19 protein-coding genes are annotated in these 22,990 nt (G+C 66.7%); 3 read left to right on the top strand and 16 right to left on the bottom strand.

Going from position 1 to position 22,990, the window contains the following annotated elements:
* Positions 1-444: 444 nt before the first annotated feature.
* From IT306_31005 to IT306_30975, 7 genes are all read right to left on the bottom strand, one after another.
* A complete protein-coding gene (locus IT306_31005; protein ID MCC7372883.1) occupies positions 445-1,305 on the bottom strand; it encodes an ABC transporter permease in 861 nt (286 codons plus the stop codon).
* A gap of 50 nt (positions 1,306-1,355) precedes the next feature.
* Positions 1,356-2,312, bottom strand: a complete 957-nt coding sequence (locus IT306_31000; protein ID MCC7372882.1) for an ABC transporter permease — start codon at positions 2,310-2,312, stop codon at positions 1,356-1,358.
* A 400-nt stretch (positions 2,313-2,712) separates the two neighbouring features.
* Complete coding sequence (locus IT306_30995; protein ID MCC7372881.1) at positions 2,713-4,437, bottom strand: ABC transporter substrate-binding protein; 1,725 nt, start codon at positions 4,435-4,437, stop codon at positions 2,713-2,715.
* 215 nt (positions 4,438-4,652) lie between these two features.
* Positions 4,653-5,582 carry an FAD-dependent oxidoreductase gene (locus IT306_30990; protein MCC7372880.1) on the bottom strand — a complete coding sequence of 310 codons (930 nt, stop codon included), beginning with the start codon at positions 5,580-5,582 and terminating at the stop codon, positions 4,653-4,655.
* Positions 5,583-5,812: 230 nt separating this feature from the next.
* Entirely contained in the window at positions 5,813-7,129 is a 1,317-nt protein-coding gene (locus IT306_30985; GenBank protein MCC7372879.1) for a hypothetical protein, read from the bottom strand.
* Between the two features lie 33 nt (positions 7,130-7,162).
* On the bottom strand, positions 7,163-7,462 hold the full coding sequence (locus tag IT306_30980; GenBank protein ID MCC7372878.1) for a hypothetical protein: 300 nt from the start codon (positions 7,460-7,462) through the stop codon (positions 7,163-7,165).
* Positions 7,463-7,651: 189 nt separating this feature from the next.
* A complete protein-coding gene (locus IT306_30975) occupies positions 7,652-9,286 on the bottom strand; it encodes a thiamine pyrophosphate-requiring protein (GenBank protein MCC7372877.1) in 1,635 nt (544 codons plus the stop codon).
* A 469-nt stretch (positions 9,287-9,755) separates the two neighbouring features.
* Between IT306_30975 and IT306_30970 the strand changes: the two genes are divergently transcribed.
* Entirely contained in the window at positions 9,756-10,556 is an 801-nt protein-coding gene (locus IT306_30970) for a histidinol-phosphatase HisJ family protein (protein MCC7372876.1), read from the top strand.
* A 107-nt stretch (positions 10,557-10,663) separates the two neighbouring features.
* Positions 10,664-11,143 carry a hypothetical protein gene (locus IT306_30965; protein MCC7372875.1) on the top strand — a complete coding sequence of 160 codons (480 nt, stop codon included), beginning with the start codon at positions 10,664-10,666 and terminating at the stop codon, positions 11,141-11,143.
* A 19-nt stretch (positions 11,144-11,162) separates the two neighbouring features.
* Here the strand turns inward: IT306_30965 and leuB are convergent, their stop codons facing one another.
* The 5 genes from leuB to ilvB all read right to left on the bottom strand — a co-directional run bounded on the left by leuB (position 11,163) and on the right by ilvB (position 17,107).
* Complete coding sequence (gene leuB, locus IT306_30960) at positions 11,163-12,272, bottom strand: 3-isopropylmalate dehydrogenase (protein MCC7372874.1); 1,110 nt, start codon at positions 12,270-12,272, stop codon at positions 11,163-11,165.
* 131 nt (positions 12,273-12,403) lie between these two features.
* Positions 12,404-13,663, bottom strand: a complete 1,260-nt coding sequence (locus tag IT306_30955) for a 2-isopropylmalate synthase (protein MCC7372873.1) — start codon at positions 13,661-13,663, stop codon at positions 12,404-12,406.
* Between the two features lie 9 nt (positions 13,664-13,672).
* Positions 13,673-14,674, bottom strand: a complete 1,002-nt coding sequence (ilvC, locus tag IT306_30950; GenBank protein ID MCC7372872.1) for a ketol-acid reductoisomerase — start codon at positions 14,672-14,674, stop codon at positions 13,673-13,675.
* A 130-nt stretch (positions 14,675-14,804) separates the two neighbouring features.
* Complete coding sequence (gene ilvN, locus IT306_30945) at positions 14,805-15,335, bottom strand: acetolactate synthase small subunit (protein ID MCC7372871.1); 531 nt, start codon at positions 15,333-15,335, stop codon at positions 14,805-14,807.
* An 11-nt stretch (positions 15,336-15,346) separates the two neighbouring features.
* Positions 15,347-17,107, bottom strand: coding sequence for a biosynthetic-type acetolactate synthase large subunit (ilvB, locus tag IT306_30940; GenBank protein ID MCC7372870.1), 1,761 nt, complete (start codon positions 17,105-17,107; stop codon positions 15,347-15,349).
* A 998-nt stretch (positions 17,108-18,105) separates the two neighbouring features.
* Here ilvB and tmk point away from each other — a divergent pair.
* Positions 18,106-18,705, top strand: a complete 600-nt coding sequence (tmk, locus tag IT306_30935; GenBank protein ID MCC7372869.1) for a dTMP kinase — start codon at positions 18,106-18,108, stop codon at positions 18,703-18,705.
* Positions 18,706-18,729: 24 nt separating this feature from the next.
* On the opposite strand, the gene IT306_30930 is transcribed toward tmk, so the two are convergent.
* The 4 genes from IT306_30930 to IT306_30915 form a co-directional block, all read right to left on the bottom strand.
* Positions 18,730-19,635: a carbohydrate ABC transporter permease gene (locus IT306_30930; protein ID MCC7372868.1), complete on the bottom strand. Its 906-nt coding sequence runs from the start codon at positions 19,633-19,635 to the stop codon at positions 18,730-18,732.
* Positions 19,632-20,576: a sugar ABC transporter permease gene (locus IT306_30925; protein MCC7372867.1), complete on the bottom strand. Its 945-nt coding sequence runs from the start codon at positions 20,574-20,576 to the stop codon at positions 19,632-19,634. The genes IT306_30930 and IT306_30925 overlap by 4 nt, the downstream gene beginning before the upstream one ends.
* A 103-nt stretch (positions 20,577-20,679) precedes the next feature.
* Positions 20,680-22,179: an extracellular solute-binding protein gene (locus IT306_30920; GenBank protein ID MCC7372866.1), complete on the bottom strand. Its 1,500-nt coding sequence runs from the start codon at positions 22,177-22,179 to the stop codon at positions 20,680-20,682.
* A gap of 342 nt (positions 22,180-22,521) precedes the next feature.
* A complete protein-coding gene (locus IT306_30915) occupies positions 22,522-22,800 on the bottom strand; it encodes a hypothetical protein (GenBank protein ID MCC7372865.1) in 279 nt (92 codons plus the stop codon).
* Between the last annotated feature and the right edge of the window lie 190 nt (positions 22,801-22,990).

Below are 22,990 nucleotides of genomic sequence, written 5' to 3'. Positions count from 1 at the left end.
TCAGTCGTCAGTCGTCAGTCGTCAGTCGTCAGTCGTCAGTCGTCAGTCGTCAGTCGTCAGTCGTCAGTCGTCAGTCAAGTATGTCGGTGAAAGTGTGCGAGTTCCAGTTGTCATCCTGAGCGTAGCGAAGGATCTCACCCGCTGACCGTCACGTGTCGTGTTGGTGGGTGAGATCCTTCGTTGTGCTCGCAAGCTCGCTTCACTCAGGATGACATGGTGAGGCGCTAACGTCGCTTACCATTGTCTGGTGCGGCAGTTGACGGTCAGCGGGTGAGGTCCTTCGCTGCGCTCAGGATGACAACTGCAACTTGCACGTTTTCACTGACATACTCGTACCGCTGACCGCTGACCGCTGACCGCTGACCGCTGACCGCTGACCGCTGACCGCTGACCGCTGACCGCTGACCGCTGACCGCTGACCGCTGACCGCTGACCGCTCCGCCGTCAGGCCTGCCCGCGGCCGCGCAGGCGCGGGTCCAGCAACTGCCGCAGCCCGTCGCCGAACAGGTTGAAGGCCAGCACGGCGATGAAGATCGCGAGGCCGGGGTAGATCGAGAGCCACGGGGCCGTGCTCAGGTACTGGTAGCCGCCCTGCAGGCTCGATCCCCAGCTGGGCGTCGGCGGGCGGACGCCCAGCCCCAGGAAGCTCAGCGAGGCCTCGGTGAGGATCGCCGTGCTCACGTTCAGCGAGGCCTGCACGATGATCGGCGCGGTCACGTTCGGCCAGATGTGCAGGAACATCAGCCGGGGGATGCTCGCGCCGAGGAGTTGGGCTGCGATCACGAAGTCGCGCTCGCGGACCGAGAGCACCTGCCCCCGTACCAGCCGCGCGTAGGACGGCATGTAGACGATGCCGATGGCGATCATGATGTTGACGATGCCCGTCCCAAGGGCCGCCGTAATGGCCAGGGCCAGCACCAGGGCCGGGAAGGCGTGGATGGCGTCCATCACCCGCATCAGGACCTCGTCGATCCAGCCCCGGTAGAGGCCGGCCACCAGCCCGACCAGTACGCCGGCGGTCATCCCGATCCCGACGGCGATCACGCCGACCAGCAGCGAGATGCGCGTCCCGTAGATCACGCGCGAGTAGACGTCCCGCCCGACCTGATCGGTGCCGAACGGATGGTCGGCGCTCGGGGCCTGCCGGAGCGCCGTGTAGTCCTGGTAGTTGGGATCGTAGGGCGTCAGGAAGTCCGCGGTGACGGCCAGGAAGATCATCATCCCGACGACGCCCAGCCCGATCCAGATGCGGGGCGAGAGGCGACGCCACTGGATCAGGCGTCGGCGGGGCGCAGCGGCCGGCATGGGCAACACCGGCGACGGCGCAGCCTCAACGGTGGGAGCCTGTCCAATCATCAGTCGTGCCGAATTCTCGGGTCGAGGAACCCGTACATGATGTCAGTGGCGAGGTTCGCCATCAGCACCGAGAGGGCCAGCAAGAGCACCGCCGCCTGCACGACCGGAAAGTCTCGGAAGGAGATCGACTCGACGATCAGGCGGCCCATGCCCGGGATCGAGAAGATCGTTTCGGTGACGACGGCCCCGCCGATCAGCGTGCCGACCTGCTGCCCCATGATCGTGATGACCGGGATCGAGGCGTTCTTGAGGGCGTGCCCGATGACCACGGCGCGCTCACCGAGGCCCTTGGAGCGCGCCGTCATGATGTACTCCTGGTTGAGCACCTCGATCAGCGCCGAGCGGATCTGCCGCATCAGGATCGCGGCGAGGCCGGTGCCCACGGTGAACGCCGGCAACAGCATCAGCCGGAGGTTGTCGCCCAGGTTCTCCCAGGGGGCGACGTACCCCGAGGGCGGCAGCACCCGCAGCCAGACCGCGAAGGCGTAGATCAGCAGGATGCCCAGGAAGAAGTGCGGCACCGCCACGCCGCCCAGCGCGGCGAGCGTCGCGCCGGCGTCCGCCAGGGAGTTCGGGCGCAGCGCCGAGATGATGCCGGCCGGGAAGGCGATCAGCACCGAGATGATGGCCGCCAGAATCGCCAGCTCGGCGGTCGGCAGGATGCGCGATCCGAGCGTCTCGGCAATCGGCGTCTTGTTGCGGATCGACATGCCGAGATCGCCGCGCAACGCCCGCCCGACCCAGTTCAGGTACTGCAATGGGATCGGGTCATCCAGGCCCATCTCGGCGCGCAATGCGTAGTAGGCCGACTTGTTGTCGGCGTTCGCGCGCTCCTCCCCAAGGATCGCCAGGGCAGGGTCGCCGGGCAGCAGGAGCACCAGCGAGAACGCCATGACGCTCACCAGGAGCAGGAGCGGCACCATCGACACGAACCGCCGAGCGATGAAACGAGACATTGAGCTGTATGCCTCCAGACGGAGCGGCACGAGGAGTGGAAGATCCCTGACCCCCGGCACGCGCTCCGGGCTGAACAGGTATTCAGCAGCGACAGGCGGTTGTTTCGGACCGATGCGCGCCAGTACTCATGTCATCCTGAACGGAACAAACTTGCGAGTGTAGTGAAGGATCTCACCCGCTGACGCGACGGTGGAACGCTCGTGAGTGAGATCCTTCGCTACGCTCAGGATGACATGGGCACTTGCACGCCTCCCTGCGAATCTGCCGCCTGTCACGCTGTTGGAACTGCTCCCCCACTGCCTGTGTGCGGGAGATGATGTCGGCGCAGCCGATAGTTGCGCCGTGCAGCGGGTCGGGGGTGACGGGCATTCGTCGGGGTCAGGGGCTGCCGGCCACTCGCTAGGATGTGACCCACGCCGTACGGAAATTCCACAGGCTGCCCATCGGCGCGGGCACCCCCTGGAGTCGCTTGTTGTTGACCCAGTTCCAGTTCTGGGTCCACAGGTAGCCGTACACCGCCTTGTCGAACAGCATCCGCTGGAGCTTCTTGTACTCCTCGGCCCGTTTGGCGTTGTCGTAGGTGCCGGCGGCCGACTGGATCAGGGCGTCGATCTCCGGATCCTTCAGCCGTGCCTTGGCGAAGTTGCCGTTCGACCAGAAGTGCGCCCGGAAGTCCGAGTCGGGATCGCCGACCTGGCTCTCGCCGCGCGTCGTCGTGAAGTCGAATTCGGCGCCGCCCGTCAGCAGCCGCTGGTTCATGGCGACCCGCTCCAGCGCCTCGACCTTCGTCCGGATGCCGACGGCGTCCCACATCGACTTGAGCATCTCGGCCTGGAGCTTGTCCACCTCCCGGGCGATGACCAGGAACTCGACGTCGATGCCGCCCGCGAAGCCGGCCTCGGCCATCAGCGCCTTCGCCTTCGCCGGGTCGTACCAGTAGTACGGCAGGCTCTCGTCGTAGCCGAGCGAGCCGGGCCGTGGGAAGTACTTCTCGGCCCGTCCGATGCCAGACCCGAGCGCTTTCGACAGCGCCTCGTGGTCGATGGCGTAGAGCGCCGCCTGCCGCAGCTTGACGTTGTCGTGGAACTTGCCGCCCTGGGCGTTGAAGATCAGGCGGTAGGCGTTGCCGTCCCAGTCGGCCTCGAGGTAGTTCAGCTTCGGATCGGCCTTCGTGTCGGCGACGTCCTTGCCCTGGATCAGCTCGGTGAAGTCGATGGTGCCGGCCTTCATCTCCAGGATGCGCACCGAGTCGTCGATGATCAGGCGGGTGGTGATGCTGTCGAGGTACGGCAGCTGCTGCCCGGAGGCGTCCTTCATCCAGTAGTTTTCGTTCCGGTTGATGATGACGCGGTCGTTCTTCTTCCACTCGCCAAACTTGAACGGTCCAGTCCCGACCGGGTTGGCCGTCAGCCCATCGGCGCCCGTCTTGTCGAAGGCCGCCTTCGACATCATGTAGGCGTTCGAGTCGTTGAACTGCTGGAGGAGCGTCGGGGTCGGGCCGGTCAGGTTCAGCTTGACCGTGTACGGATCGACGATGACGGCCGGGTTCTTCCAGTCGATGCCGCCCATGACGCCCTTCGCCACGGACTTCGGCTCGTTGATGGCCCGGGTGATGTTCCAGACCATGACCTCGGCGTTCCAGTCGCTGCCGTCGTGGAACTTGACGCCCTTCCGCAGCCAGAAGGTCGCTTCGTTGTCCTTCAGCTCCCACTTCTCGGCAAGGCCCGGGGTGTACTCCCACTGGCCCTTGTCGTTCCGCTCGTAGAAGACCAGCGGATCGAAGATCAGAAAGTGGGTGCCGTCCGACGCGGTGTTGAGGGTGTTGTCGAACGTGAGCCAGTCGTTCTGCACGGCCAGCGTGATGGTTCCGCCCCGCTTCGGCGTGCCGGCTGCTGCTGCGGGCTTCGGGGCCTCGGCAGCCGGCTTGGCGGCTGCCGCCGGCGCAGCCGTGGCCGGCGCGGCAGCGGCGGGCTTCGACTCGGCAGGCTTCGTCTGGGCGGCCGGCGCCTGGGTTGCCGCTGGCGCGGCCGGCTTGGCGGCGTCTGACGCCGGGTTCGGCGCTACGTCACGTCGGAGGCAGGCGGTCAGGCTGACCATGCCCACACTGCCACCCAACAGGAGCATCAGTCGGCGTCGACTGACATGCGTGGAAGATGAGGACTGCATCGTTGCTTCCCCTCCACGATTCGTGACAGCTCCCCGCCATCACGACCTCATGCGTGCTCGTCGGCCTACACGGTTGGGGCCTACACGGTTGGCGAGACAGGATGTCGGTGTCTGCTGCGGGGAACGCTCCTCCTCTGTTGGGGGATGGGGCGGGCTGGAATCGGGCGGCTGCGTCAGCCCCGAACGAGGCTTCGCAGGTAGCGGTCGGCGGCGATGGCGGCCGTTGCGCCGTCGCCGGCGGCGGTGATCGCCTGGGATGCCGAGTCGCGGCGGACATCGCCGGCGGCAAACAGGCCGGGCAGGCTCGTCCGCATCCAGAGGTCGGTTGGGATGCGGCCGGCCTCGTCGAGATCGAGCAGGCTGCCCAGGAATCCGGTGTTGGGGATGAGTCCGACATAGACAAACAGGCCGCTCAGCTCGACGGTGCGCTCGGCATCGGTGGGCAGGTCGCGGACCTGGACGCCCACGATCTCCTCCTCGCCGAGGATCGCGCGGACTTCGGTCTGCGGGCAGACCTCAATCGTGCGCTCGTTCTGGACGCGCTGGACGTAGATGTCCTGGGCGGTGAGCGAGCTCTCACGGTGGAAGAGGACCACCCTGCCGACGTGCTCGGCCAGGGTGAGGGCCTCTTGCAGGGCGGAGTCGCCGCCGCCGACCACGCCAACGGTCTGCCCTCGGAAGAGCGGCGCGTCGCAACTGGCGCAGTGGCTCAGCCCTCGCCCGACGAAGCGCTCCTCGCCCGGCAGCCCGAGCGTGCGGGCATGCGAGCCAGACGCCACGATCGCGGCCCCGGCCTGGTACTCGCCATCGGCGGTCGTGACCCGCCAGCCGCCGCCAGCGGCCGGCGTCAGCGCGGTGACCTCGGACATCGCGAACTCGGCGCCGGCGTTCATGGCCTGCAGCTGGGTGTTCGGCCCCAGCTCGTAGCCGGAGACGCCGTCCGGGAAGCCCGGGAAGTCCTCGATCCTGGTGATGTTGACGAGATGCCCGCCCGGAACGGCCGGCTCCAGGACGAGCGTCGAGCGGCCGGCCCGCGCCCCGAAGAGGCCGGCCGTCAGGGCGGCCATACCGCCGCCCACAACCACGATGTCGAAGTCAGTCATCAGGCTCTCAGTTGTCAGGATTGGCCCTCACCCCCCGCCCCTCTCCCTGTGCGCGGGAGAGGGGGAGTCCGCGCGGTTGTTCAGCACGATCCGTAACCTATCGCGTGTGGTGCTACCGTCGAGAACCAATCCGGCTCCCCCTCTCCCGCGCACAGGGAGAGGGGGCGGGGGGGGTGAGGGCCTTCCCTCGCGCCGAGGGGCGTCGCGCGGGTGAGGGGTGAACCGATACGTTACCGCCAGGGGTCCACGGCGAACGTGCCGCCGTAGCCGGCCGCCATGATCCGCCAGTACCCGTTCGTCTCGCCACCGACGACGGTGACGTGGATCTCGTCGTCCAGGAACATCGGCAGATCCTGGCCTTCGGGCACCGCCAGCCGGGACGCGAACGGCTCCTCGCCGTAGGTGGCCCGTGGGTAGATGTAGTTCTGGATGAGCTGGTAGTCCCAGTACTCAGCAGACTCCATCGTGGCGTTCTTGTGGACCCACTCGATCAGCTGCTCCTTCGTGGTGAAGTTGCCGCGATCCACGAACTGCTGGGCGGTGATCGGGTCGAGCACGAACACGATCTCGGTGTGCGGATCGAAGCCGCGCACGAGGTTGATGACGTGCTTCTCCCAGAACCGCTCGCGCAGGCCGAGCGTGAACGACGTGGCGCGCGCGCCTCGGAAGAGGCTGACCGCGCTCTCTTCAGCCTTGAACCCGTGCTGCACGTGGAACGGATTCCACGGGCTGCGCTCCTCGTTCTCGGCGAAGGTGATGCTGGTGTAGGCGTAGTTGTTGCCCTGCGAGCCGAGGTAGGTGAGCCCTGGCGTCGAGCCGCCCTGGAGGTTGGTCGAGAGCAGTCCCCAGGCCCGCCCGATGGTGGCGTTGGCGTGGTTGTACGGCCCCATCGCCCCGATGCCGGAGTTCATGTTCAGCTCGTGGCGGATCGGGCCGTTGACGACGGCCATCGCCGCTGCCGAGCTGGTGGTGCTCCCACGGGCGCTGACGCCGCTGGCGGCCATCGCCAGGATCACCGGGAAGTACTCTGGCTTCGCGCCGGCCATGACGGCGTTGACGGCGACCTTCTCGACGTCGTAGGCCCAGTACTCGCGGAAGTGGGTGGGCCGCATCCGCCCGATGATCTCGTCACGCTTGCGGCTGGTGTGCCGCAGCATCTCTTCGACGCGCTCCTCGGTCGGCAGCACGATGGGCAGATAGTCTGTCCAGTTGCTCTCCTCGAAGAGGCGGCGCAGGTTCTCCTCGGTGTCCGGCTCCAGCAGGCGCGGCGTGGAGCGGTCGAAGGAGCTGTCCTTCACGTCCTGGCTGTCGAGCGGCCGCGTCAGCCCTTCGATGACTTCCTGCATGAACGGCCTGCCCGTCTTCATGTCGGGGCCGTCGATGTAGGCGCGGAGCTGCGCGGGGGTCTTGCCCATGATCGGCTGCGGGACGTAGACCTGCCGCATGCGCGGCATGCCGTTCATCCGCACCACACTCTGGGTGACCGGGTAGAAAATGTCCGTATGGACCGCGACGGTGGGTACCGCGTACTTGCCGTCGATGCTCATCCCATGCACGGCGACCGCCGGCGCACAGGTGCTTCAATGACCGACGCCGATGACGGCGGCATCTCCATTGGCCTTGATCTCGGCCCAGGTGTCAGGATCGTCCTTGGTGTAGACGCTGTTGATCGGCTTGAAGACCGTCTTGACGCTCGGCAGGTTTTCGGCGAACCACGCCTGCATCTGCTTGAGGAAGATGTCCGAGTCGTCGAAGCGGCAGTCCACCAGGTAGACCGTCTTGCCGTCCAGCGTGTCCAGACGCGGGGCTAACGGTTTGTGGGTGACCTTCGGCGGGAACCCCATGGGGTTGTAGACGGTGAGCTTGTCACCGACGCCCATCGCACCCCTCCTTCGTGGTGCTCCCCGGCCGCGCCAACGCGGCCTCGGGGGCAGGCTGGCATCATACCGCGAACGTGGCCCTGACTCACACCCGACGGAAGACGGCGTCATACACGCGGCAAAGCGAGAGGGGGCCGGTCGCCCGGCCCCCCCTTGAAACCCAGACTCCGAAGCCTGAAACCCAGAACCTCAGAACGTCGAGATGTTCGTTTCCTTCTGGGTCAGGAACTCCAGCAGGACCGGCACGCCTTCCTGGGTCTTCTGGATGCCGCGCTTGAGCGCCGGGACGATCTCGTTCGGATCGGTGATCCGCTCCCCGTAGCACCCGAACGCCTTGGCCATGTCGGCGTAGTTGCCGCTGATGTCGGTGCTGCGGTACTTCTCGGTCGAGACCGGCATCACCTTCAGCTCGATGGCCATCGAGAAGTTGTTCATCAAGCAGGACATGATCGGGATCCGCTCGCGGGCGGCCGTCTCGAAGTCCATGCCCGTGAAGCCGATGGCGGCGTCGCCCCAGAAGTTGACGCACAGCTTGTCGGGGTGGGCCAGCTTCGCGCCCATCGCCAGCCCGAGGCCGTAGCCGAGCTGCGTCGTCTTGCCCCAGCCGATGTACGACAGCGGCGTGGTCGGCTTCCAGAACGGGACGATCTGGTCGCGCGGGCTGCCGGCGTCGTGCGTCATGATCGTGTTCGGGACGTCGAGGGTGTGGAGCATGTCCCAGATCACGCGGTACGGGCTGATCGGCGCGGAGGTGTCCGTCAGCTTCGGGGTCCAGTCCTCGATCCACTTGCCGTGCAGCTCGGCGACCTTCGCCGCCACTTCGCCGCCCCGGCCGTGTGGCTTGCTCTTCAGCCGATCCTTCAGCTCCAGCAGAAGCGCGTCCAGGATCAGGCCGGCATCGCCGATGATGGCGTGCTGCGACTCGACGTCCTTGTTCAGGTCGAGCGAGTCGAGCGTGGCATGGATGATCGTCTTGCCCTTCGGCATCGTCGTGCCGTAGTTGGTGGACGAGAAGCTGCACCCGATGCCGAAGATCACGTCCGAGTTCTGGAGGAACTCCCAGGCGGCGCGCGGCAGCGAGCGGCCGGCGCAGCCCAGCGAGAGCGGATGATTCTCGGGGAAGGCGCTCTTGCCCTGGATGCTGGTGGTGACCGGCGCCTGGAGCAGCTCGGCCAGCTCCTTGAGCTGCGGCCACGCCTCGGCGTAGTGGACGCCCTGGCCCGCGTAGATCACTGGCCGCTGGGCGTTGATCAGCGCCTCGGCGGCTTCCTTGACGAGATCTGGGTCCGGACCGACCTTCAACGCCTTGGTGGGGACGTAGTGGAAGTCGTCCGCGATCTCCGCCGTCATCACGTCGGAGGGGATCTCGATCATGGTCGGGCGGGGCCGGCCGTTGCGCGCCTGGGTGAAGGCCCGCCGCAGGGCGTTCGGGATCTCGTTCGGGAGCGAGACCTGCTCCACCCACTTCGTCACGTGCTGGAAGTTCAGCAGCGAGCTGAAGTTGGGGGAGATGTTCTGGAGGTTGCGGGGGAACCCCATCGGCAGGACGACGATCGGCACGGAGTCGCCATAGGCCTGAGCCACGCCGCCGAAGGCGTTCTCGGAGCCTGGCCCGTGCTGCATCACGAACACGCCGAGCCTCTTGCCCGAGGTGGTCCGGCTGACGGCGTCGGCCATGTGCAGGCCTACACGCTCCTGGCGCACGATGATCGGCCGGACATCGGCGGCCGCCGCGCCTTCGAGAATGTGGTTGACCGGGTACCCGGTGATGAAGTCAACACCTTCGCGCTTGAGGATTTCCCCAACCGCGTGGGACACCTTCATGGTATTCCCCTCCATGGTAGTCCCGACAGGGTACACCGGCCACAGGGCCGGTTTCGAGGCGTGCCCGTTGTGAGTCGTCAGCGATCGGTTGTCAGTGTTGAGGTGTCAGCGATCAGCGATCCGCGATCAGCGGAGGGTACCCTCTCGGTAGCACGCCGAGGCCGCGGCCCACACTCCGCCACGCTGAAGCCGGCGCCACCCCCATCATCGAGGCCGGCGCCACCCCCGTCATCGAAGCTGACGACACCTCCGTCATCCCGAGCGAAACGAGCTTGCGAGTGGAGTCGAGGGATCTTCCCCGTTGCGACTACGCGAAGAAGATCCCTCTACTTCGCTCGTACCTCGCCGCGGTCGGGATGACGGGTGGTGACCGCTCGTTCCTCGCCGCGGTCGGGATGACAGCCCCATCTGACAACTGAGAACTGAATGCTGACAACTCCTGGAGGAGCCTGTGACCGCCCGTCTCGATCTGGTCGACTACCACATCCACACCGCCCGCTGCGGCCACGCGCGCGGCGAGATGGCCGCCTACGTCGAGCAGGCCATCAGGAGCGGCCTCCCCGAGATGGGCTTCTCCGACCACATCTTTCTGTACTGGCTCCCCACGGACGAGCGCGATCCTGAGCTCGCCATGTCCGAGCCGGAGTTCGACCGGTACGTTGAGGACGTGCTCCAGATCCGGGCCGCCTACCCGGACATCACCATCCGCCTGGCCGTCGAAGCGGACTTCATCCCGGACCAGGAGCCGACCCTCAAAGGCATCCTCGACCGCTATCCCTGGGACTACGTGCTTGGCAGCGTCCACTTCATCGGGGACTGGGGCATGGACGACAGCCGCTACTTGGCCGGCTACGACACCTGGGATATCGACGAGCTGTACGAGCATTACTTCTCGCTGGTGCTGCGGGCGGCGGACAGCGGCCACTTCGACACGATGGCCCACCTCGATCTCGTCAAGAAGTTCGGGCACCGGCCCCGCAAGGACACCGCCGACCTGTACGCACGCGTGGCGCGAGGGCTGGCCGCCGCCGGCGTCGCCATCGAGGTCAACACGGCCGGCCTCCACAAGCCCGTGGCTGAGCTGTACCCGCACCTGGACCTGCTCACGGCCTGCCGGAAGGCCGGTGTGCCCGTGACCCTCGGCTCAGACGCCCATGCGCCGGAGGAGGTCGCCCGGGACTTCCCGCTCGCGCTGGACCATCTCAGGGCGGCCGGCTACAGCCGCATCCTGGCGTACCAGGGCCGCCGCCGAGACTGGAAGAGCGTGTAGGAGACTCACGGAGACCGGCGCAAGAGGCTCGGTGTTGTCGCGCAGGGGCCAGGGCAATTGCATGTTCGTTGGCGTTCCCAGAACATGGTAAGACAGGCAGGCGGGGCTTGACTCTACTTTCCGGTAACAGCTGGCGTCCGGGGCTGGCGGAGAGGAGGGGGACAGCAAACGAGCCACGCGGTGGTGTACCGTCGGGGTGTTCAAACTCGACGAAACGACCGGGTGGCTCGCAGGGCCTGGCGACGAGCCACGACCACGGGCCGGCCGGCAATGCCCTGCCGGCGATCCCGGTCGGGCTGGTCGCGCGGGTGGGCAGCGTCGGCACGCAGCGACTGGGGCTGCCGCTGGCGTTCGTGCGGGCAGATGTCCAGGATCCGAGCACGGCGGCTCACGAGTGGGCGTTGCTCCGGGCCGCGGTGCGGGTCATGGGGCCCGAGGACGCGCTGGTGCTGGATGCCGGCTTCGAGATCCGGCAGCGCCAGGACGCCGAGGCGACGCGCTGCTACGTGGCGCGGGCGGCCAAGAACGTGACCGGTTGTGGGTCGTGGGGAGCAATTCGCTCCATCATTGTCCCCCACGACCTATGACCCATGACCCACCCCGCCGTCACACGGCGACGGCCGCCTGCCCTTCCAGCACCGACTGCGCGATGCGGTCGCCGGTCTCGGCGCAGAGCAGCGCCTGCTCGCCGGCCCGGGCCGTGTCCGGGGTCCGCAAGCCCTGATCCAGCGCCTGGAGCACTGCCGTCTCGACGGCCGTCGCCTCGGCCTCCAGCTTGAGGCCGTGCCGCAGCAGCATCCCGACGCTGAGGATGGTTGCCAGCGGGTTGGCAAGGCCCTTCCCCGCGATGTCCGGGGCGCTCCCATGGATCGGCTCGTAGAGGCTGGCCCGGCCGGCCCCGAGGCTGGCAGACGGCAACATCCCGAGTGAGCCGCCGAGCATCGCCGCGAGGTCCGTGAGCAGGTCGCCGAACAGGTTGTCGGCCACCACCACGTCGAAGTCCGTCGGGCGGCGGGTCAGGTGCATCGCGCAGGAGTCGGCCAGCATGTGTCCGAACTCGACGTCCGGGTACTCGGCGGCCACCCGCTCGGCCACGATGCGCCAGAGCCGCGAGGTCGCCATCACGTTCGCCTTGTCCACCGAGGTCACCTTCTTGCGGCGGCCCTTCGCCAGCTCGAAGGCGGCGCGCACGGCCCGCTCGATCTCCTGCTCGGTGTAGAGGGTCGTGTCCACGGCCCGCGTGCCCGACTTCGTCTGCCAGATCTTCTTCGGCTTCGCGAAGTAGGTGCCACCCGTCAGCTCGCGCACGAACAGCAGATCGACGCCGGCGATGACCTCCGGCTTGAAAGTCGAGTTGTCGATCAGCGCGGGCAGGGTGCGGACCGGGCGCAGGTTGGCGTAGAGACCCAGCCCCTTCCGCAGCCCGAGCACGGCCTGCTCCGGCCGGACCTCCGCCTTCGGATCGTCCCACTTCGGGCCGCCGACCGCGCCCAGCAGCACGGCGTCCGCCTTCTTCGCGGCGGCCAGCGTCTCCGGCTTCAGCGGCGTCCCGTAAGCGTCGATGGCTGCGCCGCCGACGGTGTGCTCCTCCAGGTCAAAGGTGTGGCCGAAGCGGCGCTCGACGCCGCGAAGCACCTTCACGCCCTCGGCTACCACCTCGGGGCCGATGCCGTCGCCCGGCAGCACGACGATCTTGAACCTCTTCTTGGCTGGCATAGTGTCACTCCCTCACAGGCCAGTGTGGCATCACGAGAAAGCCCTCACCCCCGGCCCGCTGCGCGGCCGAGAATCGCGCCGCGCAGCGGGCCAGGGGTGAGGGCGCTGTCAGAAGCAGAAGCCGCGCGCGGCTAACGCGCGGGCACGGCGACCACCGACTGCACCGCCTTCATGATCTCGTGCAGGTCGGGCTCGAGGACTTCCTTCTTGTGGTCGGCCACCAGCTTGAACTGCTTGAACGCCTCCAGCAGATCGTAGGTGCCCACCGCGTACCCGATCTTGCCAAGCTCCACCCGCAGCGCGTGGCGGCCGGAGTGCTTGCCCATGACCAGCTTGCTCTCGGCGCGGCCCACGGACTGCGGCGTCATGATCTCGTAGGTCGTCGTGTCCTTGAGGACGCCGTCCTGGTGGATGCCCGACTCGTGCGCGAAGGCGTTCCGGCCGATGATCGCCTTGTTCGGCTGCGGCCCCTGGCCCGTGAACTCAGCCAGCATGTCGCTGGTCGGGCAGAACTGGGTCGCGTCGATCTGCGTCTCGAAGCCGGTGTAGAAGTCCTTGCGGACCTTCAGCGCCATCACGACCTCTTCGATCGAGGCGTTGCCGGCCCGCTCGCCGATGCCGTTGATGCAGCCCTCAACCTGCCGCGCGCCAGCCCGGATCGCCGCCAGCGAGTTCGCGACGGCCATGCCCAGGTCGTCGTGGCAGTGGACCGAGATCGTCGCCTTGTCGGCGTTCTTGACCTTGCCCCAGACGCCCGCGATCAGCTCGCCGAACTCGTCCGGCATCACGTAGCCGACGGTGTCCGCGATGTTGATCGTCGTCGCGCCAGCCTCGATGACGGCCTCGATGACCTCGTACAGGTAGTTCCAGTCCGAGCGCGTCGAGTCCATCGGCGAGAACTCGACGTCCGAGCAGTACGCCTTGGCGCGCGCCACCATCGCCACCGCCCGCGCCTTGCCCTCTTCGCGCGAGATGCGGAACTGCCGCTCCAGGTGGATGTCCGACGTTGACATGAACGTGTGCAGGCGCGGGTTCTCCGCGACCTTCACCGCTTCCCAGAGGGTGTCGATGTCCTCGGGGACGGCCCGCGCCAGCCCCGTGACGATGCGCCCCTTGATCTCGCGGGCGATCTGCTGTACGGCGGCGAAGTCATCCGGGGAGGCGGCCGGAAACCCGGCTTCGATCACGTCCACATTCAGTCGCTCGAGCTGCTTGGCAAACAGGAGCTTCTGCTCAGACGTCATCGAGAAGCCGGGCGACTGCTCCCCATCGCGCAGCGTCGTGTCGAAGATGCGTACGTGTGCCACGGTCGTCTCTCCGGGGGTGTTGGATCGCAGGTCGTAGGTCCTGGGGAGGGGAGGCGTCCCCACCACCCAGGACCCACGATCCATGACCCTACATCAGGCTTGCTTCTGAATGAACGGCATCATGGCGCGGAGCTCCGCACCGACCTTCTCGATCTGGTGCTCGGCGCCACGGGCGCGCATCGCCTTGAGCTTCGGCGCGCCAGCCACGTTCTCCAGGATCCAGGTGTTGGCGAACGTGCCATCCTGGATCTCGCGGAGCAGCTGCCGCATGTTCTCCTTGACGTGCTCGTCCACGATGCGCGGCCCGGCGTAGTAGTCGCCGAACTCAGCCGTGTTGCTGACCGAGTAGCGCATCAGGCTGAGGCCGCCACGGTAGAACAGGTCCACGATCAGCTTCAGCTCGTGCAGGCACTCAAAGTACGCCAGCTCCGGCGCGTAGCCCGCGTCGACCAGCGTCTCGAAGCCGGCCTGCACCAGGGCGCTGACGCCGCCGCAGAGCACCGCCTGCTCGCCGAAGTTGTCGGTCTCGGTCTCGTCCTTGATGTTGGTCTCGACGATGCCGGCCCGCGCCGAGCCGATGCCCTTGCCGTACGCCAGGGCCGTGCGCTTGGCGTTGCCCGTGTAGTCCTGGTGGACCGCCAGCAGGGCCGGCACGCCGTTCCCCATCACGTACTGGTCGCGAACCAGGTGGCCCGGGCTCTTCGGCGCGATCATCGAGACGTCGATGTTGGCCGGCGGGGTGATCAGGCCGTACAGCAGGTTGAAGCCGTGCGCCACCATCAGGGTGTCGCCGTCCTTCAGGTTCGGCAGGATGTCGCGCTCGAAGATCACCTTCTGTGACTCGTCCGGCGTGACGATCATGATGATGTCGGCGGCCTTGGCCGCCTCGTCCGCGTTCAGGACGGTGAGGCCGTCAGCCTTCGCCTTCGCAGCGGACTTCGAGCCCTCGTACAGCCCGACGACAACGTCGCAGCCGCTCTCCTTCAGGTTCAGCGCGTGCGCGTGGCCCTGGCTGCCGTAGCCGATGACGGCGATCTTCTTGCCCTGAAGCAGCGACAGGTCGGCGTCGGACTCGTAATACACGTTGAGTGCCAAAACAATCCCCTCCAATGACGGGTCATAGATCTTGGATCGTGGGTTATAGGGGTTCTGTGCTCAGTCTTGCGCCACCCAGAGAGAGCATCGTGCTCCCCCATGACCCAAGACCTACCACCTGTGACCCTCGCTAGGATACTTCGCGCAGGCGGAGCGCCTCGCGCCCCTTCTCCTGGCCAGCCATGACGCCGCGCGCCATCGCCACCAGCCCCGTCCGCACCATCTCCTTGATGCCGTACGGCCGGAGCATCGAGATCATCGAGTCGATCTTGTCCGTCGGGCCGGTCACCTCGACGGTCAGCGAGTTGGTCGAGATGTCCACCACACGGCCCCGGTAGACATCCACCATCTGCAGGATCTCGGTCCGGAGCGTGGTCGACTTCGACGTGACCTTGACCAGCGCCAGCTCACGCTCGACCGTCTGGTCCTCGGTCAGGTCCGAGACCTTCCGGACCTCGATGACCTTGTACAACTGCTTGATGACCTGCTCGACGGCCGTCTTGGAGCCGTCCACCACCATCGTGAGCCGCATCACGTGCTGCTCGTGCGTCTTGCCGATGGTCAGCGAGTCGATGGCGAAGCCCCGCTGCCGGAACAGCGAGACCACCCGGTTCAGGACGGCCGGCCCGTCCGCCATCGTGGCAACCAGTGTGTGCTTCAACGGAGAGCCTCCTACGCGTGAACCGGGGCTGGCGCCGCCGGGGCAGCCGGCGCGGCGGCCGGGATCGGCGTGGCAATCGCAGCGGGGACGTACGGGGTATCCGGGATGACCTCGGAGAGGGCCGCGCCCGACGGGACCATCGGGAAGACGTTCTCCTCCCGGTAGACGCAGAACTCCACCAGGGCCGGGCCAGGATGCGCCCGCGCCGCCGCGATAGCGGCGTTCAGCTCAGACGGCTTCGTCACGCGCCAGCCGGGGATCGCGTAGGCCTCGGCCAGCTTGACGAAGTCCGGCGTGCCCGTCGCCAGATCGACGTGCTGGTAGTTGCCTTCCCAGAACAACTGCTGCCACTGGCGGACCATGCCCAGGTAGCCGTTGTTGACGACGGCGATCTTGACCGGCACCCGGTCCTGGATCAGCACGGCCAGCTCCTGCAGGTTCATCTGGAAGCAGCCGTCGCCGGCGATGGCCCACACTTCCTTGTCTGGCCGCGCCACCTGCACGCCGATGGCCGCCGGCAGCGAGTAGCCCATCGTGCCGAGGCCGCCAGAGGTCTGGAACTGGCCCGGCTCCTCGAAGGGGTAGTACTGCGCCGCGAACATCTGGTGCTGGCCGACATCCGCCACGATGTACGCCTTGCCGTCTGTCGCCTTGGTGATGGCGTTGATGACCTGGGGCGTGAACAGGTGCGGGGTGTCATCCGGGTACTGCTTGAGCGGGAACTCGCGCTTCCACTCCGCGATCTGCTCAAACCACTCGTCGTGGCTCTCGCACTCGCCGATCTCCGGCGTCAACTTGTTGAGCACGCGCTTGACGTCGCCCACAATCGGGACGTCCACGCGGACGTTCTTGCCGATCTCAGCCGGGTCGATATCGATGTGGACGATCTTCGCCTTGGGCGCGAACGCCGAGAACTTGCCGCAGAAGCGGTCGTCGAAGCGGTTGCCGATGCCGATGACCAGGTCGGCCTGATCGACCGAGTACGACGAGTAGACGTAGCCGTGCATGCCGGGCCAGCCGTTGTACAGCCGGTGCGACTGCGGGAAGCTGGACAGCCCGAGCAGCGTGTTGACCACCGGGATGTCGGTCTTCTCGGCGAAGGCGAGCAGCTCCGCGCTGGCCTGCGAGATCAGCACGCCCTGCCCGGCGATGATGACCGGCCGCCTGGCCCGCTCGATGAGGCGCGCGGCCTTGCGGATCTGGACAAGGCTGCCCTCAAACGTCGGCTGGAAGCCCGGCAGATCGACAGCGGTCGGGTAGACGAAGTCGGCCTCGTTGAGGAGGACGTCCTTCGGGATGTCGATGTGGACTGGCCCCGGCCGGCCGTGCCGCGCGATGTAGAACGCTTCCTTGACGATGCGCGCCAGATCGCGGGTGTGCCGCACGAAGTAGTTCTGCTTCGTGACCGGGATGGTGATGCCCGAGATGTCGGCTTCCTGGAAGGCGTCCGTGCCGATCATCGCCGAGGGGACGTTGACGGTGATGGCGACGATGGGCGATGAGTCCATGTGCGCGTTCAGGATGCCGGTGACGAGGTTGGTGGCCCCCGGGCCGGACGTGCCCATGCACACGCCGACGTCGCGCTTGACGCGGGCGTAACCGTCGGCCATGTGCGCGGCGGCCTGCTCGTGCCGGACCAGCAGGTGCCGCATGGGATGTTTGTGCATCTCGTCGTAGAGCGGCATGATGGTGCCGCCCGGAATGCCGAAAATGACTTCGACGCCCTCTTCGTGGAGCGCCTTGCTCAGGATCTGCGACCCGTTCAACCGCATCCCGTCTCTCCCCGCCTGGGTGATAGGTCCTGGGTCGTAGGTGTTGGGGATCCGCCGTGACGCGCGGCCATCGCACGCCACCATGACCCAAGACCCATGATCCAACACGCACACAATGTGGCCCTCGCCTGCACGGGACGAGGGCCACTCGCGGTACCACCCGGCTTGATGCGCGCGGCGACCAGCTCACCCACCACACCGCCGTGTGTCGTGGGGCCAGGGACGTCAGACGGAGGCCACAAAAAAACCCTCGCCCGACAGGGACGAGAGTTACTCGCGGTACCACCCTGGTTGACGCTGCCTCGCGGCGCATCCACTCTTGGCGCTCTCTCGTGCGCCACTCCGTCGTCAGCTACTTGGCTCCGGCTGTCCAGTGAGGGCAGCTACGCCGTTCGCATCGGCCGCTCGGGGGGGAGTTCTGGCTGCTTGATGCACCGGGCTCACACCTGCCCCCGGCTCTCTGAGCAACACGGCAACCGTACTGGTCCCCGTCAACGCGTTTGCTATGCACTTGTTGCGGGGCAGTGTACGGGACGCCCAGGCCCGCTGTCAACTCGAACGCGCGGCATCACGGCACACCGCAATGCTGGGGACGAGCCTCTATCCTTCGGAACGTCGATGGTCGTTGACGCGGCCTCTTCTGCAATCGAAGCACGCGTCTGACGGGCCCAACACGCAGCCGTTCGTTCGGAGGCTCCTCGGTCAGCGCCTGCGGATTGATCGCTCGCTGACGACAAGCACGTGCCCGGCGGGATCAGCGTCCAGAATCTGGCTCAGATGCAGACGAACGTTGGCAATCCCCTTGTCCATCGTCCAGAGCATGCGTCGCACACTGCCCGCGGGGCTTTGCATCGGTGCGCGCATCGCTTCGGTACACAAGAACGTTCCGCGCTGAGGCGGGCCGGCCGCGAGGCCGACATGGCATCATCCTGCCCGCCCGCAGCGTGGCAACATCAGGCCTGAAGGTGGGCAGTGGACACGACAGGGGTGAACAGCGCGTGCAACAGCTGGCCGGCAAGCTCATCGCCATTGAGGGCATCGATCAGGCGGGCAAGCAGACCGTCTGCCAGTGGCTCGCCGAGACCCTGCGCGCCAACGGTGTCCCCGCCGAGCAGACCGGCTTTCCCGACTACAGCACGCCGCTCGGCCAGGAGATCACCGCGTTTCTCTCGGGGCAGCGCGCCTACCCCGCCGAGGCTCGTCAACTGCTCTACGCCGCCAACCGCTGGGAGCGCGCCGCCGAGCTGCGCTCCTGGCTGGCGGCCGGGACGGCCATCGTCGTGGACCGCTACTCGGCGTCGGGGATCGCCTACGGCGCGGCGCAGGGGCTCGACATGGCCTGGATGCGGGAGGTCGAGCGCGGTCTGCCGCCCGCCGACCTGACGATCCTGCTCGACATCGCGCCCGAGGTCTCCCTGGCCCGCAAGACGACCGCCCGCGACGCCTACGAGACGCGCCTGGATCTGCTGGCGGCGGCCCGGGCGGCGTACCACACCCTGGCGCAGGCGCCGGGCTGGCTGGTGGTCGACGCCGCCGCCGACCGCGACACCGTCCGAGAGCGCGTGCTGGCTGCCCTGCAACAGCATCTGGCCGCGTAGGGCCGGGCCTCGCTACGCCTTCACTCAGCCCTTCACCGCGCCGGCGCCCCAGCCCTTGACCAGGTAGTTCTGCGTCAGGATGAAGAACAGCAGCGCCGGCACGGTAATGACCACGCCGGCCGCCATGATGACGCCCCAGTCCGTCATCGGACGGTTCAACAGGTCCGCCAGCCCGACCGGCAGCGTTTTCATGCGGTCCGTGTTCATCAGGATCAGCGCGAACAGGTACTCGTTCCACGCCACAATGAACGTGAAGATCGAGGTCGCGATCACGCCCGGCAGCGAGAGCGGCAGCACCACGTGGATGATCGCCCGAGCGCGCGTCGCCCCGTCGATCCAGGCCGCCTCCTCAAGCTCCAGCGGGATGCTCTGGAAGAACGCCCACAGCAGCCACGTCGCAAACGGCAGCCCGAGGGCCACGTAGGTCACCGTCAGCCCGATGTAACTGTCTGTCAGGCCGATGGCCTTGAACCAGACGAAGAACGGGATGATCAGCACGATAGGCGGGAACATGTACCCGAGCAGGATCAGCGTGGCGAGTTTGCCGCGGCCAGGATACCGATACCGCGTCAGGCTGTACGCCGCCAGCGTGCCGATCAGGATGCTCAGGACGGTGGAGCCGACCGCCGCGACGATGCTGTTCCAGAGGAAGGTCAGAATCAGCGACTCCTCGAACAGCAGCCGGAAATTCCGCAGTGTCGGTTCGCGGGGAAGGATCGCCGGCGGGTAGGTGATGACCTCACCCGGCGGCTTCAGCGAGGTGAGCAGCATCCAGACCAGCGGCACCACGCAGTAGCCCGTGAGCAGCGCGGCGCCAGTGTAGATCATCACCTGGTACCCGAGCTTGCGCGCACGAGCACCAGTCAGCCAGGGGGACGACGCCGGCGCCGATGCAGGCGACGGAGCGGGAGCGGCGGCCTGACCGATCATGCGTGTGCCTCGTCGGTCTGGAAGTAGCGGAAGTAGAAGTACGCTGCCACGAGCAGCATGAAGAACATGATGTTCGCCAGTGCAGCGCCCTCGCCGGCCTGGAACAGCCCGAAGATGCGGTGGTAGGTGTACATCGGCAGGATTCGGACGAACTCGCCCAGGCCTCCATAGGACTGGCCGCCCCACATCCACACGATGTCGAACTTGGTGAACATCCAGACAGACCGCAGCAGGATCACGATGAACAGCACCGTCTGGATCTGCGGCAGCGTGATGTGGATGAACCTGCCGACCGCTCCAGCGCCGTCCACCTTCGCGGCATCGTAGAGCTCGGGCGGGACCGTCTGGAGGCGCGCCAGGATCGAGATCAGCACGAACGGAAAGAACGTCCAGACGCTGATCATGCAGAGGGTCCAGAAGATCCAGTCCGGCCCGAGCCAGAGGGGCGGGCGGGCGGTGATCCCCGTCCCGACGATCAGGTGGTTGGCGATGCCGTACTGGTTGTTGAAGACCCAGCGCCAGATGATCACCGACAGGGTGATCGGGATCATGTACGGGAAGAGCGCAACGCCTCTGACCAGCATCCGCCCCTTGAAGTCCTCGTTGAGCAGCAGCGCCGCCCCGATCCCCAGCACCAGTTGGGCAACCACGGTGACGATGGCGTAGAGCAGTCCGAGCCAGAAGCTGTCCCAGAACTGTCGGTCATTCAGCAGGAAGAACGCGTAGTTCTGGAGCCCAACCCAGGTACCGACTGGCTGGATCGTGTGCTTCTGCTGAAACCCCAGCCAGAGGTTGTAGAGGACCGGGTAGCCGAGCAGGGCGGTCAGGGTCAGGACGGCCGGCAGCACCAGGATCACGCCCGGCAAATCCCTGCTGGTACGGATCCGCATGACGAGGCCAGCAGGCTGAACGCTCAGAGACGCGCGCGGCAGTACGCTCATCGAGACTCCCGTGTGCGGGGTTCTGGGTGTCAGGTTTCAGGTTTCAGGACGTGCGCGCGGCAGCCACTGAAACCCGAAACCCAGAACCCGACACCCCGGAAGATCAGGCTTTCTTGATCGTCGCCTTGGCGTTGTTGACAATCGCGAGAGCCTTCTCCTGGCCGGACTTCATAGCCTCGGCCGGCGAGACGCCCTTCGACACCACTGCCGTCACCATCTCGCCCATGATCCCGGCGTTCGCTACGTCCGTGGCCCAGGGGATCTTCTTGTCCGTCTCGTTCAGCAGGAAGAGCGGACGGGCGTGCTGCTCGGCCAGGTTCTTGTTCTGCACGTCGATCCAGCTTCCCCACTTCTTGACGATGGCGTTGTCCTTGTAGGCCGCGTCATCCTCCACGCCCTTGATCGGCGGGTTCAGGTGGACCGGCACCGTCAGACAGAAGTCACGCATGTTCTCGCGCTTGTAGATGACCTCACTCAGGAACTCAGCCGCCGCCTCCGGGTTCGGCGAGCTCTTGTGGATGACCATCGTGTCGTCCATCGACTGGGTCACCCGGACCTTGCCGCTCGGCCCGAGCGGCATCTGGATCATCTTGTAGGTCTCGGGATTCTGTTTGTCGGCGGGGGCGTACTGCGAGAGGTAGCCGATGGAGCGTCCCCAGAGCCGCGCCGAGGCGGCCTTGCCGAGCGCCATCGTGTTCATCGTCTCGACGTACCCATCTGCCAGCCAGCCCGGCGGCAGCACGTCCTGAATCTGCTTGTAGTAGTCCAGGACCGCCGCCATCTGGTCGCTGACCAGGGCCGGCATGCCGTCCTTGTCCCACAGCGAGCCGCCGTTGCCGCCCACAAACTCGAAGACGTCTTCGTTGAACCAGAGCGCGGCGTTGCCCGCGAGGTGTATGCCGTAGCGGTCGTTGGTGGTCAGCGCCTTGGCCCACTGGTGCCACTCGGCCCAGGTCGTCGGCTCCTTGAGGCCGGCCTGATCCGAGAGATCTTTGCGGATCAGCAGCATGTCCGTGCCCCAGGTCCAGGGCAGCCCCCAGACCTTGCCGTCCCAGCGCGCCCAATCCACGAACATCTCGTGCCAGGGGGTCCGTGCCTTCACCGCCTCGTAGACGTCGTCCAGTGGCCTGACCAGATCCCGCCCAACAGCCCAGGCCATGCCCTGATTGAACCCGTTCACCAACTCTGGCGGTGAGCCGGCCGCGTGCGCCGCCAGGAGCTTCGTCTCCATGTCCGCCCAGCCGAGCACGGTCGGTTCGACGGTCACGTTCGGATGGGTCTGCTTGAACTGCGCCGCCATCTCCTCGACGTGCTTGACGGACTTCGGATCGGACTCCTGATGCCAGAACTTGATGGTGATGGGCTGCGTCGTGTTTGGCCCCTTCGCCGCCGGCGCCGGGTTCGCGGCAGCGGCCGGCTTGGCCGCTTCGGCTGGCTTCGCCGCCTCGCCCGGCTTTGCGGGCGCTGGGGCCGACGCTGGCGCAGCGGCTGGCGTACACGCAGCAACGGCGGTCGCGGCGGCAGCGATCAGGGTGGCAGTCAGAAAGCGACGACGACTCAGCGCGGTGGGCAGGGTCCGTTCGACTCGATGCTCGTTCGGCACGGCGTCTCCTCCACAGTGAGGCGTTCCGGGCGGCCAGACAACGAGACAACTGACGCGGCGCACCTCGCGGCGGGAGTTCTGGGCGCTTCACAGCGCCAGGGCGCTGGATGTCGCACACGAATCCGCACGCACATCACGCCCGAGAGACATCGTCAGTCACCTGGCAGCATTCTGACGAGTCGGGGATGTCCTGTCAAGATTGTCATACAGTTTTATCTGACAATAGCTACATTGGGTGGTTCGTTCGAACCTGTCAGGTCGTACCCTGGACCCTCGGACCGGGTACGGGGCGGCCCCGGGGTCAGAACGGCCCCTGGAGCGCGCCTCAAGCCCGCCGGGCGGCTACCTCCCGACGACCGTCGAGACCGCCACCACGGCCGCCGTGCTGCCCGTGTTCCCGGACAGCCACGCCTTCCCCATCTCGGACAGGGTCCACGCGCCCGGCGCGTACGTCTGGAGCATCTGCCCGACTCGGTACTGGCCAGGAGCCTCGTCGAAGCGCAGCCGTGACTCGAAGCGCGAGACGGCGCCCGGCGGCAACTGGCCGGTCGCCGCGCCAGCCGGGGCGGCCTCCAGTGTCGTGACGGCGTCGCCGACCGGAATCAGGTAGGTGACCAGCACGCTCGATTGCTCGGCGCATCATGTTCGACAACGGGAGGACGCTCAGGGCGATTGCATGTTCATTGGTGTCCCCGAAGCATCATGGAACGGGCGGTCGGGGACTGAAGTCCCCGCCTACCATCCTGCAGTCGCTGCGCGACGCTCCAGTCGCACCAGTGCCTGCCGTTCCCGGCGGCCGTCGCGCAGCGAC

Source organism: Chloroflexota bacterium (genome assembly GCA_020850535.1).
In the GTDB taxonomy this organism is placed as follows: Bacteria; Chloroflexota; UBA6077; order UBA6077; family JACCZL01; genus JADZEM01.
Note: the sequence above shows the minus strand (reverse complement) of the source record. Positions and strands in the feature narration are given on the sequence as shown.

What these genes read in the sequence shown, in the direction of transcription:
- IT306_30975 (MCC7372877.1), bottom strand. Translation starts at nt 9,286, where the DNA reads ATGAAGGTGTCCCACGCGGTTGGGGAAATCCTCAAGCGCGAAGGTGTT.
- IT306_30995 (MCC7372881.1), bottom strand. Translation starts at nt 4,437, where the DNA reads ATGCTCCTGTTGGGTGGCAGTGTGGGCATGGTCAGCCTGACCGCCTGC.
- IT306_30930 (MCC7372868.1), bottom strand. Translation starts at nt 19,635, where the DNA reads ATGATCGGTCAGGCCGCCGCTCCCGCTCCGTCGCCTGCATCGGCGCCG.
- IT306_30925 (MCC7372867.1), bottom strand. Translation starts at nt 20,576, where the DNA reads ATGAGCGTACTGCCGCGCGCGTCTCTGAGCGTTCAGCCTGCTGGCCTC.
- IT306_30980 (MCC7372878.1), bottom strand. Translation starts at nt 7,462, where the DNA reads ATGGGCGTCGGTGACAAGCTCACCGTCTACAACCCCATGGGGTTCCCG.
- IT306_31005 (MCC7372883.1), bottom strand. Translation starts at nt 1,305, where the DNA reads ATGCCGGCCGCTGCGCCCCGCCGACGCCTGATCCAGTGGCGTCGCCTC.
- leuB (MCC7372874.1), bottom strand. Translation starts at nt 12,272, where the DNA reads ATGCCAGCCAAGAAGAGGTTCAAGATCGTCGTGCTGCCGGGCGACGGC.
- IT306_30955 (MCC7372873.1), bottom strand. Translation starts at nt 13,663, where the DNA reads ATGGATCGTGGGTCCTGGGTGGTGGGGACGCCTCCCCTCCCCAGGACC.
- ilvB (MCC7372870.1), bottom strand. Translation starts at nt 17,107, where the DNA reads ATGCGGTTGAACGGGTCGCAGATCCTGAGCAAGGCGCTCCACGAAGAG.
- IT306_31000 (MCC7372882.1), bottom strand. Translation starts at nt 2,312, where the DNA reads ATGTCTCGTTTCATCGCTCGGCGGTTCGTGTCGATGGTGCCGCTCCTG.
- IT306_30990 (MCC7372880.1), bottom strand. Translation starts at nt 5,582, where the DNA reads ATGACTGACTTCGACATCGTGGTTGTGGGCGGCGGTATGGCCGCCCTG.
- IT306_30985 (MCC7372879.1), bottom strand. Translation starts at nt 7,129, where the DNA reads ATGAGCATCGACGGCAAGTACGCGGTACCCACCGTCGCGGTCCATACG.